Below are 13,702 nucleotides of genomic sequence, written 5' to 3' on the forward strand. Positions count from 1 at the left end.
GACACCGGCCCGCGGGCGGCCGGGAGTTGTTAGCGTGCGGCCATGCGCGCACCCATCGGACACTTCGGCGACGCCCGGCCGGCCCCCGACTGCCTCGACGAGCTCACCGGCCCGGTCGCCGACGCCGTACGCCACTGGCGGGGAGCCGTCCCGGCCGAGCGGATCCTCTACGTCGACACCGAACCGGAATGGGCCGACACCGCGACCTTCGTGGAGCACTACGGCCGGGACCTGCTGGAGCAGTCCGCGAACTGCGTGGTGGTCTCCGGCAAGCGCGGCGGCGAGGCCACGCTCGCGGCCTGCGTCGTGCTGTCCACCACCCGGGTCGACGTGAACAACGTCGTGCGCCGCCGGCTCGGCGCCCGCAAGGCATCCTTCGCCCCCATGGACACCGCGACCGGCGAGACCGGCATGGAGTACGGCGGCATCACCCCGCTCGGCCTGCCGGACGGCTGGCCCGTGCTGGTGGACGCCGCCGTCGTCGACCTGCCCTACGTGCTCGTCGGCAGCGGCCGGCGGCGCGGCAAGCTCCTGGTGCCGGGGAAGGCGTTCGCGGAACTCCCGGGCGCCGTCGTCGTGGAGGGGCTCGGGGTGTCCTGACCTACGCGGCCGTGTGGTGCGCCAGCGGCAGATGGGGGTCCGTCTCGCCGGGTGCCGGTGCCGGGTCCGCGTGCACCAGGGCCGCGGTGAGGCGGGGCACCGCGTGCAGCAGGGCGTGCTCGGCGTCGACGGTGATCCGGTGGGCCTCGCGCACCGTCACCTGGCCGTCCACCACCACCGCGACCTCGGCGCGCAGCCGGTGGCCGATCCAGCGCAGCCGCAGCTCACCCACACCGCGCACGCCCGGCACCCCGGCCAGCGCCCGCTCGGCCCGGTCGACCAGAGCCGGGTCGACGGCGTCCAGTACCCGCCGGAACACCTCGCGGGCCGCGTCCCGCAGGACCAGGGCGATCGCCGCGGTGATGGCCAGGCCGACGAGCGGATCGGCCAGGTGCCAGCCCAGCGCCGACCCGCCGGCGCCCAGCAGCACGGCCAGGGACGTGAAGCCGTCCGTGCGGGCGTGCAATCCGTCGGCGACCAGCGCCGCCGAGCCGATCGCGCGGCCGACGCGGATGCGGTACCGGGCCACCCACTCGTTGCCCGCGAACCCCACGAGTGCGGCCGCGGCGACCGCCGGGACGTGCGCCACCGGGCGCGGATCGAGGAGGCGGTCGATCGCCGCCCATCCGGCGAAGACCGCCGACGCGGCGATCGTCAGGACGATGACCAGGCCCGCCAGGTCCTCGGCCCGGCCGTAGCCGTAGGTGAAGCGGCGCGTGGCCGCCCGCCGGCCCAGCACGAAGGCGATCCCGAGCGGCACGGCGGTCAGCGCGTCCGCGGTGTTGTGCACCGTGTCCCCGAGCAGTGCCACCGAACCGGAGGCGGCCACCACGAACGCCTGCGCCAGCGCGGTCGCGCCGAGCACCGCCAGCGAGACCCACAGCGCTCGCATGCCGCGCGCCGAGGACTCCAGGGCGGAGTCGACCTTGCCGGCGGTCTCGTGGGAGTGCGGGGTGAGCAGGTGACCCAGGCGGTGGCGCAGGCCGGGCCGGTGGCCGTGGCCCGGGCCGTGGTCGTGGCCGTGGCCGTGGCCGTGACCAGGGTCGTCGTCATGACTGTGGCCACGGTGACGGCCGTGGTCATGGTCGCGGGGGTGGGAGTGCTCGTGCCGGTCGCTCACGGGGTTCCCTTCCGGGTGCGGGGCGGGTGGACGCGCGCGCGTCCCTGGCGCCATTATGTGCGTATGAGCGCACGCATGCACCTGTCACCTGCGCACGATGCGCACCCGCGCAGCCCCGGCGAGGAGCAGTTCGCGCTCGCCGCCGAACTCCTCGCGCTCCTCGGGGACCGGACGCGCCTCGCCCTGCTGCATGCTTTGACCGGGGGAGAGGCCGACGTCACGACCCTCACCGAGGCGTGCGGGGCGGCCCGGCCCGCCGTCAGCCAGCACCTGGCGCGCCTGCGTCTCGCGGGCCTGGTGAACACGCGGAAGGAGGGCCGCCGGGTCGTCTATTCACTCCACGACGGTCATCTGCGCCGGCTCGTGGACGAGGCACTGAACGTGGCCGACCACCGGATCGGCGACCGGCCTCCGCACGACTGAGTCAGTAGCGCGCGGCCGTCCCGAGGTACTGCTCGGCGAAGGCCGCCGCCGCGACGGGTGAGGTGAACAGGCGGCGCAGCCGGGCCAGCGTGGTGCCCGCGCGGAACGGATCGCCCGCCGCCGTGCCGTGGTACACCTCGGACAGCCACTGCGAGAACTCCTGGTAGTCCCACACGCGCCGCAGGCACGCCTCGGCGTAGCCGGCCAGGCCGCCGTCCTCGCCCCGGGTCAGGTGGTCCACCAGGGCGTCACCGAGCAGGAAGGCGTCGTGCAGGGCGAGATTCATGCCCTTGGCGGCGATGGGGGCGACCAGATGGGCCGCGTCGCCCGCGAGGAACAGCCGGCCGTGCACCATCGGCTCGACCACGTAGTCGTGCATGTCCAGCACGCGCTTCTCGATCAGCCGGCCCTCCGTCAGCGGGGGCGCCCCGGACGCCCCGAGCCGCTCCCGCAGCTCCGCCCAGACCCGGTCGTGCGGCCAGTTGCCGGGGTCGTCGCCCGGCGGGCACTGGAGGTAGTAGCGGGTCACCTCGGGGCTGCGCGGCATCTGCCCGGCGAACCCGCGGGCGTGACAGCCGAACAGCACGCAGTCCGCGGACGGCGGGGCCTCGGCGAGCAGCGCCAGCCAGCCGATGCCGTAGTCGTGCCGGGCGATGCGCACCCGCTCCGGGGGCAGTGACGCCCGGCTCACCCCGCGCGCCCCGTCGCACCCGGCGACGAAGTCCGCCCGGACCACCCGCCGTTCACCCGTGTCGGGACAGACGTACGAGACCGACGGCCGGTCGGAGCCGAGGTCGTGGAGCCGGACGTCGCTCACGCCGAAGCGGATCCGCCCGCCGCGCACGTCGGCGTACTCCCGGACCAGGTCCGTCACCAGCAGCGGCTGCGGATAGACGAAGTGGTGGCTGCCCGTCAGCTCGCCGTAGGAGAAGCGGTAGCGCTCCCCGCCGAAGCGGAACTCGCACGCGCTGTGCAGCTCCGCCCGGTCGAGCAGGTTGCGGGCCAGACCGCGCTTCTCCAGGGCGCGCACGGCCCACTCCTCGATGACCCCGGCCCGGGGCCGCTGCTCGATGAACTCCCGGGTCTCCGTCTCCAGTACCAGGCAGTCCACCGAGGCGGCCCGCAGGATGTTGCCCACCGTCAGTCCGGCGGGGCCGGCGCCCACCACGACGACCGGAAAGCGTTCGGATGCGCCGGAGTTCGCGGGCAGGGGGAGGTCGGCCATGCCGCTCATTATGGAGGCGGCGTCAGGGGGCGGGCACCCCCGCCGCGGCCGGAAGGGCGCACCGCCTCAGGGCCCGGCGGCGAGCAGCCGCGCCGGTCACCGCCCGAGCCGCGGGATCTCGATCGCCGGGCAGCGGTCCATCACCATCTCGAGACCCGCGGCCCGGGTCCGCTCGTACGCCGCCTCGTCGAGGACCCCCAGCTGGAACCAGACGCCCTTCGCGCCCTTGGCGACCGCCTCGTCCGCGACGGCGCCCGCCAGCTCGCTGTTGACGAAGACGTCCACGACGTCCACGTCGAAGGGAATGTCCGCCAGGCTCGCGTAACCCTGCTCGCCGTGCACCGTCTCGGCCTTCGGGTGCACCGGCACCACCCGCTTGCCGAAGCGCTGGAGCACGGCCGCGACCCCGTACGCCGCGCGCTGCCGGTTCGACGACAGGCCCACCACGGCCCAGGTGTCGCCGAGCCCGGTGAGAATCCTGCGGACCGCTGCCTCGTCGCCGTACACCGGCGGCCTCCTCGAGAACGTCGTGGACAAAGGGTGCTGTCCCGGCAACCACGCGGCACGCGCGGTGATTCCCCGGAACCCGCCGTGATAGCTTGCCGAGGCCAGTCGAACCCATGTACGTGGGTCAGGGAATCCGGTGGAAATCCGGAACTGACGCGCAGCGGTGAGGGGGACGGGCGGGGCCTCGGCCACTGGACTTCCGCTACGGACGTCCGGGAAGGCGCTCCGATCCGGGTGAACCCGAGTCCGAAGACCTGCTGGCGGCCCCCGCGGCCGGTGCGCGGCGGGGGAGCACCGTACGACCGGGCTCCGCGATCGGGCCCTCGACGACTGAGGACTGGTTCCCCGTGCCCCTCGCCCCATCCGCCCGTGCCGCCGTGCTGCTCGCGGCCGGCTCCCTGCTCCTCACCGGCTGCGGCGACCCGCAGCCCGCCCCGGCGAAGGCCGCCGTCACCCTCGACAACTGCGGCCACGCGGTGCGCGTCGAGACCCCGCCCGAGCGCGCCGTCTCCCTCAACCAGGGCACCACCGAGATCCTGCTCTCCCTCGGCCTCGCCGACCGCCTCGCGGGCACGGCCACCTGGACCGACCCGGTGATGAAGGGCCTGGCGAAGGCGAACGCGACGGTGCCGCGCATCGCCGACGACAACCCCTCCTTCGAACGGGTCCTGGACGCGGACCCGGACTTCGTGGCCGCCTCCTTCGTCTCCACCCTCGGCCGGGGCGGCGTCGCCACCCGCGAGCAGTTCGAGAAGCTCGGCGTCCCCACCTACGTCTCCCCGTCCGACTGCGCAGGGAAGGACAACTCCGGCGGTGGCGACGGTGCCCGCGACAAGGCCCTCGGCATGGACGCCGTCTACGGCGAGGTGCGCGACCTGGCGGCCGTCTTCGGGGTGCGGGAACGCGGCGACGCCCTCGTGGACTCGCTGCGCCGGCGCATGCGGAAGGCCACCGCGGGCATCGACGCCTCCGACGTCACCCTCCTGTACTGGTTCGCCAACTCCGAGTCGCCCTACATGGCGGGCTGTTGCGGGGCGCCCGGCATCATCACCCGCTCCCTCGGCGCGCGGAACGTCTTCGACGACACGCACCAGGAATGGCCGCAGATCAACTGGGAGACCGTCGCCGACCGCGACCCCGACGTCCTCGTCATCGGGGACCTCACCCGCAGGTCGCAGACCGCCGAGTCGGCCGCGAAGAAGATCGCCTTCCTCGAGTCCAACCCGGCCACGAAGAACATGGACGCGGTCCGGCACAAGCGGTACGTGCTGCTCAGCGGGCAGGCCATGAACCCGACCATCCGCACGGTCGAGGGCGTCGAACGGGTCGCCGCGGGCCTGCGCCGGTTCGGGCTGGTGAAGTGACCGCCCGGGACCCGCTGCCGGAGACCGGGGGCCGCCCGGCGGCCGTCTCCCTGCCCCGCCGCGGTACCGGGCTCGCGCTCGGCGCGGCCGGAGCGGTCGCACTCGTCGCCTCCCTCGCCGTGGCCATCACCATCGGCCCCGCCGACATACGCGTCGGGGACGTGTGGTCCGTGGTGGCCGCCCACCTCGGCCTGGGCAGCTCGGAGCTGACGCCGATCCGGGACGGCATCGTCTGGCAGCTGCGGCTGCCGCGCACCCTGCTCGCGGCCGTGTGCGGGGCCGGACTCGCCGTGTGCGGGGCGGTGATGCAGTCGCTGCTGCGCAACCCGCTGGCCGACCCGTTCGTGCTCGGGGTCTCCTCGGGCGCCTCCACCGGCGCGGTCGCCGTGGTCGTGCTGGGCGCGGGCGGCGGAGCGGTCTCCGTCTCCGCGGGCGCCTTCCTCGGGGCCCTGGTCTCCTTCGCGCTGGTGCTGCTGCTCAGCCACACCCTGGGCGGCACCACCGACCGGGTGGTCCTCGCCGGGGTCGCCGCCATGCAGCTGTTCTCCGCGCTCACCTCCTTCATCGTGATGACCTCCGCCGACGCGGAGACGACCCGGGGCGTGCTGTTCTGGCTCCTCGGCTCCCTCGGCGGCGTGGGCTGGACCGACGTGTGGCTGTGCCTGGCCGCGCTGGCCGTGGCCCTGGTGGTGTGCCTCGCCCACGCCCGCACCCTCGACGCCTTCGCCTTCGGGCAGGAGGCGGCGGCCGCGCTGGGCGTGTCCGTGGCCCGCACCCGTCTGGTGCTGCTGTGCGTCACGGCCCTGCTCACCGCGGCGCTGGTCAGCTCGGCCGGGGCGATCGGCTTCGTCGGCCTGGTCCTGCCGCACGCGGCCCGCGCGCTGTCCGGGCCCGGGCACGCCCGGCTGCTGCCCGTCACGGCACTGGCCGGCGCGGTCTTCCTGGTGTGGGTCGACACGCTGGCCCGGACGGTGCTGGAGCCGCGGGAGGTGCCGGTGGGTGTGGTGACCTCGCTCATCGGGGTGCCGGCGTTCGTGGCCGTGCTGTACCGGACGAGGCGGACGCGGTGAGCGGGGAGCGGACAGCGGCGGACGCCGGGGGCCGGCCGCCCGGGCGAACCGGCCGGGGTGCCGGGGGGTCGGGGGCGGAGGGGGCCGGCGGCGATGGCGGCGGGCTGAGGGCCGGCCGGGATGCGGGCGGCGATGGCGGTGGGTTGCGGACCGGCCGGGATGCGGGCGGGTCGCGGACCGAGCGGGATGCCCGTGGGTCGCGGGCCGGCCGGGGGACCGGTGGGTCGCGGGCCGACCGGGGTGTCGGCGGAACGGCGGCCGTCCGGGGGACCGGTGGGTTGCGGGCCGAGCGGGTCGGGCGGCTTGCCGGCGGGCGGCTCGTCCTCGACGGTGTCGTCCTCGCGCCGGAACCCGGTTCCACCCTCGGCGTCCTCGGCCCCAACGGCTCGGGCAAGTCCACGCTTCTGCGGTTGCTGGCCGGACTGCTCACGCCGACCGCCGGGGTCGTCACCCTCGACGGCACGCCGCTGGACGACCTGCCCCGGCGCACGGTCGCCCGCCGCCTCGCCGTCGTGGCCCAGCAGTCGGACACCCAGACCGAGCTGACCGTCCAGGACGTCGTACGGCTCGGCCGCATCCCGCACCGGCGGCCCTGGACGCCCGCCTCGGCGGAGGACGAGCGAGCCGTGCGGGACGCCCTGGAACGCACCGGCCTCGCCGACCGCGCGGGCCGGCTCTGGCACACCCTGTCGGGCGGTGAACGCCAGCGCGTGCAGATCGCCCGCGCGCTCGCCCAGGAACCCCGCGAGCTCCTCCTGGACGAGCCCACCAACCACCTCGACATCCACCACCAGCTCGACCTGCTCGCCCTGGTCAACCGGCTGCCGGTCACCACCGTCGTCGCCCTGCACGACCTCAACCTCGCGGCGATGTACTGCGACCGGGTCGTCGTGCTGTGCGCGGGGCGGGTCGTCGCGGGCGGCACACCGGCGGACGTCCTCACGGAGGAGCTCATCGCCGAGGTGTACGGGGTGCGGGCCCGCGTCCAGGCGGACGGGCCCGACGGGGTGCCCCACGTGCGGTACCTGGGCACGCTGCACTGAGCGGCGTCCCGCTCGTGCGGCGTCCTGCCGGCGCGGCGTCCCGTCCATGCGGCGCGGCGCGGCGCCACCAAGGCACCGCCGCCCCCAGGCACCGCCGCCCGGCCGTGACCCGAAAGCAGCGCGCATGACTGCGCGTCCCGGCCCGTCCGCCTACGCTCGCCTCGTGCTGCGCATCATCGACGCCCGTACCGGAGAGCCGGCCGACGCCGCCCCGGCCCGCCGGGGACTGACGAGGGTCGAGGCCCACGTGCCCGGCTCGGACACCACGGACCTGAGGGTGCTGCTCGTCGCCGACCTCCTCGTCCGGGCCCTGGAGATCGGCGGCACGCCGGTGTGGGCCCTGCTGCCGGGCGGCGGGCATCGCCGGGCGGAGCTGCGGGCCCGGGCCACGGCACTCGGCATCCACCCCTTCGAGGACGGTCCGGACGCCGGAGCGGGCCTCGGGCGGGCCCAGGCCGTGCATGTCGCGGCCGAGGGCGGCCCCGCACCGGACGGGATCCGCATCGCCGTCGCACCGGTACGGCCCGATCCGCCCGATGTCGCGGACCCCGCCGACCCCGCCGTCCTGCGTCTGGCCCTGCTCGCCCGGCACCACAGCGCCGGCGTCCGGCTGGAGGCGGCCGCACTGCACGAGGCCGGCGCCACCCTCGCCCGCTGGCGCTCCGCGGTCGCGCGGTGGGCCCGCCACCCGTCGCGGCCGGTCCCCGACGACGTGCGGACACGACTGCGCGACGCCTGGGAGGACGACCTGGACCTGCCCGGGGTACTCGGCGTCCTGCGCCGCGTGGAGCACGACCCGGACCTGCCGGACGGGGCCCGCTTCGAGACCTACGCCTACGCCGACCGCCTCCTCGGCCTCGACCTCACCCGCGACCTGGGAACCTCCTCATGATCGAACGCACCGGCGCCGGCCCCCTGCGCCGCCTGGTCGTGCTGCGGCACGCCAAGTCCGCCTGGCCCGTGGACGTCGCCGACCACGAGCGCCCGCTCGCCCCCCGCGGCCGCCGCGACGCCCCCGCGGCCGGCCGGGCCCTGGCCGCGGCCGACTGCCTGCCGGACCTCGCCCTGTGCTCCACCGCCGTCCGCGCCCGCCGCACCTGGGAGCTGGCCTCCGCCGAGTGGGGCACGCCCCCGCCGGTCCGCCACGACCGGCGCCTGTACGCCGCCGGCCCCGCGGGCCTGCTGACCGTCGTGCGCGAGACGCCCGCCGAGGTGGAGACCCTGCTGCTGATCGGCCACAACCCGGGCCTGGAGGAACTCGTCCTGGCCCTGGCGGGCGACGGCCTCGACGACACCCTGGAACGGGTCCGCACCAAGTTCCCCACCGCGGCGATCGCCGTCCTGTCCTGGCGCGGCACCGCCTGGCGGGACCTCGCACCCGGCGCCGCGCTGCTGACGTCCGTGACCGTGCCCCGGGGCGCGAAGAAGTAGCCACGGGCCCGCGCATAGGCTGGCCCGATGCAGGACGAATACCGCACGGTCGCCCGCGCGGGCGTGCACGAGACCGAGGTCAACCGCTCCCGCTTCCGGTGCGCCCTCGCCCCGGCTGCCACCGAGCAGGAGGCCCAGGAGTTCATCGCCGCGGTCCGCCGCGAGCACGCCGACGCCAACCACAACTGCTGGGCCTACGTCATCGGCGCCGACGCCTCGGTCCAGAAGGCGAGCGACGACGGCGAACCCGGCGGCACCGCGGGCGTCCCCATGCTCCAGATGCTGCTGCGCCGCGACATGCGGTACGTCGTCGCCGTCGTCACCCGCTACTTCGGCGGGGTCAAGCTCGGTGCGGGCGGTCTCATCCGGGCGTACGGCGGGGCGGTCGGCGAGGCCCTGGACGCGGTCGGCACCCGCACCCGCCGCAGGTTCCGCCTCGGCACGGTCACCGTGGACCACCAGCGGGCCGGGAAATTGGAGAACGAGCTGCGCGCGACCGGACGCGAGGTGCGGGACGTGCGCTACGGCGAGGAGGTCACCCTCGACATCGCCCTCCCGGACGCGGACGTCGAGCCCTTCCGGGCCTGGCTGGCCGACGTGACATCCGGAACGGCCCGCTTCACCCCGGGCGGGGAGGCGTACGGGGACGCCTGACGTTCCGGATCGAATCGGTCATAACGTCTGCTTTCGTGGCGGGAGATGACGGTCGATACGGGAGTAACCCCCCGTGCTGTCGGGGTCGGCGGTTAGTCTCGGGGGATCATGCGACTGCTGCACACCTCCGACTGGCACCTCGGCCGGGCGTTCCACCGGGTGAACATGCTCGGGGCCCAGGCCGACTTCATCGCCCACCTCGTCACGACCGTGCGGGAGCGGGCCGTGGACGCGGTGCTGGTGTCGGGAGACGTGTACGACCGGGCGGTGCCGCCGCTCGCCGCGGTCGAGCTGTTCGACGACGCCCTGCACCGTCTCGCGGACCTCGGTGTGCCCACCGTGATGATCTCCGGGAACCACGACTCGGCCCGTCGGCTGGGCGTCGGCGCGGGCCTGATCGGGCGGGCCGGCATCCACCTGCGGACCGAGCCGTCGGCGGCCGGCACCCCGGTGGTGCTGTCCGACGCCCACGGCGACGTCGCCTTCTACGGGCTGCCCTATCTCGAACCGGCCCTGGTGAAGGACGAGTTCGGGGTGGAGAAGGCCGGTCACGAGGCCGTGCTCGCCGCCGCCATGGACCGGGTGCGCGCCGACCTCGCCGCCCGCGCCCCGGGCACCCGTTCCGTCGTCCTCGCGCACGCCTTCGTCACCGGCGGCGAACCCAGCGACAGCGAGCGGGACATCACCGTCGGCGGCGTCGCCGCCGTCCCCGCCGGCGTCTTCGACGGGGTCGACTACGTGGCGCTCGGGCACCTGCACGGCTGCCAGACCCTCTCCGAGCGCGTCCGCTACTCCGGTTCCCCGCTGCCCTACTCCTTCTCCGAGGCGGCGCACCGCAAGAGCATGTGGCTCGTCGACCTCGCCGCCGACGGCGCGGTGACCGCCGAGCGTGTCGACTGCCCGGTGCCGCGCCCCCTGGCCCGGATCCGGGGCACCCTGGAGGACCTCCTCGCCGACCCGGAGCTGGACCGGCACGAGCAGGCGTGGGTCGAGGCGACCCTCACCGACCCGATCCGCCCCGCCGACCCGATGGCCCGGCTCGCCGCGCGCTTCCCGCACACCCTCAGCCTCGTCTTCGACCCCGACCGGACGGAGGACGAGTCGGAGGTGTCGTACGCCCGCCGTCTCGCCGGGCGCAGCGACCAGCAGATCGCCGAGGATTTCGTCGCCCATGTGCGCGGCGCCGGACCCGACCCCCACGAACAGGGTGTGCTGCGCGACGCCTTCGACGCGGTGCGCTCCGACGAGGCCGTGCGGGAGGTGGCCCGGTGAGGCTCCACCGGCTCGCGGTCACCGCCTTCGGGCCCTTCGGGGGCACCCAGACCGTCGACTTCGACGCCCTGTCGGCGGCCGGGCTGTTCCTGCTGCACGGGCCGACCGGCGCGGGCAAGACGTCCGTCCTGGACGCCGTGTGCTACGCCCTGTACGGCTCGGTCCCCGGTGCCCGGCAGGGCGGCGGGCCGGGAACCACCCTGCGCAGCGACCACGCCGCGCCCGCCACCCGCACCGAGGTCAGCCTCGAACTGACCGTCGCCGGACGCCGCCTGGAGATCACCCGCCAGCCGCCGTGGGAGCGCCCCAAGAAGCGCGGCACGGGCACGACGGTGGACAAGGCCCAGACCTGGCTGCGCGAGTACGACGCCACGGCCGGGAGCTGGAAGGACCTCAGCCGCTCCCACCAGGAGATCGGCGAGGAGATCACCCAGCTGCTCGGCATGAGCCGCGAGCAGTTCTGCCAGGTCGTGCTGCTGCCCCAGGGCGACTTCGCGCGGTTCCTGCGCGCCGACGCCGAGGCCCGCGGCAAGCTGCTGGGCCGCCTCTTCGACACCCGCCGCTTCGCCGACGTGGAGAAGCGCCTGGCCGAACGCCGCCGGGTCACCGAGACCCGGGTCCGTGAGGGCGACGCCGCCCTGCTCGCCGACGCCCACCGTATGCAGCAGGCCGCGGGCGAGGCCATGGAGCTGCCGGAGCTGGCCCCCGGAGAACCCGGACTCGCCGAGGCCGTGCTGAGCGCGGCGGCCGTCGCCCGCAGCACCGCCCGGGAGCAGCTCGCGGTCGCCGCGTGCCGGCTCACCGCCGCCGAGTCCGCGCAGGCCACCGCCGCCCGCACCCTGGACGACGTACGCGAACTGGCCCGCCTCCAGCGGCGGTTCGCCGAGGCCCGCGAGAAGGCGGCGCGTCTGGAGGAGGGCGCCGGGGCGTACCGGGAGGCACAGGCGCTGATGGAGCGGGCCCGCAAGGCCGAGGCGGTCGCGCCCGCCCTGGAGCTGCGGGAAGCCGCCGAGGCCGAACACCGCCGGGCCGCCGGCGCCGAGGCGCGGGCGCGTGCCCGGCTGCCCGAGAGGTTCGCGGACGCGGGCGCGGCCGGGCTCGCCGCGGCCGCGCGCCGCGCCGCCGAGGAACTGGGCGGGCTGGACTCCGCCCGCCGCGCCGAGCGGCGCCTGGCCGAACTCCTCGACGAGCGCACCGGCCTGGACCGCCAGGAGCGCGCCGACGCCGAACTTCTCCAGGAGGCCGAGGCCTGGCTCGACGGCTGGGAGGAGACCCGCACCGCCCTCCAGGAGCGGGTCGACTCCGCGCAGCGCGCCGCCGCCCTCGCCGAACAGCTCGCCGTGCGGCGCGAACCCGCGCGGCAGCGCCTGAAGGCGGCCCGGCTGCGCGACCAGCTCGCCGAGGACACCGACCGGACCGTCGAGCAGGCGCGCTCCGCACGGGAGGAGGCGCTGGGCGCCCAGCAGCACTGGCTCGACCTCAAGGAACAGCGCCTGACCGGCATCGCCGCCGAGCTGGCCGCCCAGCTCGCCGACGGTGAGCCCTGCGCCGTCTGCGGCGCCACCGAGCACCCCGCCCCCGCGCGCAAGGTCGCCGGGCACGTCGACCGCGAGGCGGAGGAGCGGGCGCTCGCCGCCTACCGAGAGGCCGACGCCCGGCGCGCCGAACACGAGCAGCGCCTCGGTGCCGTGCGCGAGGCACTGGCCGCCGCCACCGCCGAGGCCGGTGACACCCCCACCGGGCAGCTCGCCCGTGAGGCCGGGGAACTGGAGGAGCAGTACGCGCAGGCCCGTGGCGCCGCCGCCGGGCTGCACGCCGCGCAGGAGCGGCTGCGGCAGGCCGGGCAGGAGCACGAACGCCGCCTCGCCGCCCGGCAGGAGGCCGCCGTGCGCAGTGCCGCCCGGGTCGGTCACCGGGAGCGGCTCGACCGTGAACGCGCCGCCCTCCAGGAGGAACTGGACCGGGCGCGAGGCGCCCTGGACAGCGTCGCCGCGCGGGCCGCGCAGCTGGAGCGGCGGACGACGCTGCTCACGGACGCCGCCGACGCCGCCCGCGCCGCCGAGGACACCGCCCAGCGACTCAAGGACGCCGACGCCCGGCTCGCCGACGCCGCCTTCCGCGCCGGCTTCGAGACGCCGCAGGCCGCGGCCGACGCCCTCCTGGACGCGGCCGCCCACCGCGAACTGCAGCGCCGGCTCGACGCCTGGCAGACCGAGGAGGCCGCCGTACGGGCCGTCCTCTCCGAGGCCGACACGGTCGCGGCGGCGCAGGAGCCGCCGGCCGACGTCGAGTCGGCGCACCAGGCCGCCGACCTGGCCACCGGGCGGCTGCGCGACGCCGCCTCCGCCCACGACGCGGCCGTCCGGCGCTGCGCCGAACTGGACCGGCTCTCCGCCCGGGCGGCCGAAGCCGTGCGGCGGCTGGCACCCCTGCGCGAGGAGCACGACCGGGTCGCCCGCATGGCGGGGCTCACCGCCGGGACCGCCGCGGACAACGAACGCCGGATGCGCCTGGAGTCCTACGTCCTGGCCGCCCGGCTGGAACAGGTCGCCGCGGCGGCGACCGTGCGGCTGCGCCGCATGTCGTCCGGCCGCTACACCCTCGTCCACTCCGACGACCGGACCGGACGCGGCCGCAGCGGCCTCGGACTGCACGTGGTCGACGCCTGGACGGGCCGCGAACGGGACACGGCGACGCTGTCGGGCGGCGAGACGTTCTTCGCCTCCCTCGCGCTCGCCCTCGGCCTCGCGGACGTCGTCACGGACGAGGCGGGCGGGGTGCGGCTTGACACCCTCTTCATCGACGAGGGCTTCGGCAGTCTCGACGACCAGACCCTCGACGAGGTCCTCGACGTCCTCGACTCGCTGCGCGAACGGGACCGCAGCGTCGGCATCGTCAGCCACGTGCCCGACCTGCGGCGGCGGATCCACGCCCAGCTGGAGGTCGTCAAGGGGCGGTCGGGTTCGGTGCTGCGGCAGCGCGGCACCGGCTGA

Annotated in this window: 13 protein-coding genes and 1 riboswitch; of the genes, 10 read left to right on the forward strand and 3 right to left on the reverse strand. The window is 75.8% G+C overall.

The features are described 5' to 3' along the window. The first annotated feature begins 42 nt into the window (after nucleotides 1–42). Entirely contained in the window at nucleotides 43–600 is a 558-nt protein-coding gene (locus ACF07N_RS00330; RefSeq protein ID WP_392106456.1) for a YbaK/EbsC family protein, read from the forward strand. A 1-nt stretch (nucleotide 601) separates the two neighbouring features. Here the strand turns inward: ACF07N_RS00330 and ACF07N_RS00335 are convergent, their stop codons facing one another. Then, nucleotides 602–1,720 (reverse strand): cation diffusion facilitator family transporter, encoded by a 1,119-nt coding sequence (locus ACF07N_RS00335; RefSeq protein WP_392106459.1) that lies wholly within the window; start codon nucleotides 1,718–1,720, stop codon nucleotides 602–604. A gap of 63 nt (nucleotides 1,721–1,783) precedes the next feature. On the opposite strand from ACF07N_RS00335, the gene ACF07N_RS00340 reads away from it, so the two are divergent. Next, nucleotides 1,784–2,143, forward strand: a complete 360-nt coding sequence (locus ACF07N_RS00340; protein ID WP_383343459.1) for an ArsR/SmtB family transcription factor — start codon at nucleotides 1,784–1,786, stop codon at nucleotides 2,141–2,143. A gap of 1 nt (nucleotide 2,144) precedes the next feature. Here ACF07N_RS00340 and ACF07N_RS00345 read toward each other — a convergent pair whose 3' ends face one another. After that, nucleotides 2,145–3,368 carry a 4-hydroxybenzoate 3-monooxygenase gene (locus tag ACF07N_RS00345; RefSeq protein ID WP_392106462.1) on the reverse strand — a complete coding sequence of 408 codons (1,224 nt, stop codon included), beginning with the start codon at nucleotides 3,366–3,368 and terminating at the stop codon, nucleotides 2,145–2,147. Nucleotides 3,369–3,464: 96 nt separating this feature from the next. Continuing rightward, nucleotides 3,465–3,875 (reverse strand): CoA-binding protein, encoded by a 411-nt coding sequence (locus ACF07N_RS00350; RefSeq protein ID WP_383332898.1) that lies wholly within the window; start codon nucleotides 3,873–3,875, stop codon nucleotides 3,465–3,467. An 85-nt stretch (nucleotides 3,876–3,960) separates the two neighbouring features. Continuing rightward, nucleotides 3,961–4,152, forward strand: a riboswitch (cobalamin riboswitch). Nucleotides 4,153–4,222: 70 nt separating this feature from the next. On the opposite strand from ACF07N_RS00350, the gene ACF07N_RS00355 reads away from it, so the two are divergent. The 8 genes from ACF07N_RS00355 to ACF07N_RS00390 all read left to right on the forward strand — a co-directional run bounded on the left by ACF07N_RS00355 (nucleotide 4,223) and on the right by ACF07N_RS00390 (nucleotide 13,702). Further along, nucleotides 4,223–5,239, forward strand: a complete 1,017-nt coding sequence (locus ACF07N_RS00355) for an ABC transporter substrate-binding protein (protein WP_392106465.1) — start codon at nucleotides 4,223–4,225, stop codon at nucleotides 5,237–5,239. Between the two features lie 50 nt (nucleotides 5,240–5,289). After that, complete coding sequence (locus ACF07N_RS00360) at nucleotides 5,290–6,309, forward strand: FecCD family ABC transporter permease (RefSeq protein ID WP_392108697.1); 1,020 nt, start codon at nucleotides 5,290–5,292, stop codon at nucleotides 6,307–6,309. A 278-nt stretch (nucleotides 6,310–6,587) separates the two neighbouring features. Further along, nucleotides 6,588–7,352, forward strand: a complete 765-nt coding sequence (locus tag ACF07N_RS00365) for an ABC transporter ATP-binding protein (protein ID WP_392106468.1) — start codon at nucleotides 6,588–6,590, stop codon at nucleotides 7,350–7,352. Between the two features lie 124 nt (nucleotides 7,353–7,476). Continuing rightward, nucleotides 7,477–8,244: a hypothetical protein gene (locus ACF07N_RS00370; RefSeq protein ID WP_392106471.1), complete on the forward strand. Its 768-nt coding sequence runs from the start codon at nucleotides 7,477–7,479 to the stop codon at nucleotides 8,242–8,244. After that, nucleotides 8,241–8,783, forward strand: coding sequence for a SixA phosphatase family protein (locus ACF07N_RS00375; RefSeq protein WP_392106474.1), 543 nt, complete (start codon nucleotides 8,241–8,243; stop codon nucleotides 8,781–8,783). Before ACF07N_RS00370 ends, ACF07N_RS00375 begins: the two co-directional genes overlap by 4 nt. Before the next feature lie 27 nt (nucleotides 8,784–8,810). Further along, the gene (locus ACF07N_RS00380; RefSeq protein WP_383332886.1) at nucleotides 8,811–9,437 is read left to right on the forward strand and encodes a YigZ family protein; all 627 of its coding nucleotides are present in this window, start codon (nucleotides 8,811–8,813) and stop codon (nucleotides 9,435–9,437) included. A gap of 108 nt (nucleotides 9,438–9,545) precedes the next feature. Then, a complete protein-coding gene (locus ACF07N_RS00385) occupies nucleotides 9,546–10,709 on the forward strand; it encodes an exonuclease SbcCD subunit D (protein ID WP_392106477.1) in 1,164 nt (387 codons plus the stop codon). Beyond that, nucleotides 10,706–13,702 carry an AAA family ATPase gene (locus ACF07N_RS00390; RefSeq protein WP_392106480.1) on the forward strand — a complete coding sequence of 999 codons (2,997 nt, stop codon included), beginning with the start codon at nucleotides 10,706–10,708 and terminating at the stop codon, nucleotides 13,700–13,702. Before ACF07N_RS00385 ends, ACF07N_RS00390 begins: the two co-directional genes overlap by 4 nt.

The sequence above is a fragment of the Streptomyces sp. NPDC015242 genome (genome assembly GCF_043079125.1).
Taxonomy (GTDB): Bacteria; Actinomycetota; Actinomycetes; order Streptomycetales; family Streptomycetaceae; genus Streptomyces.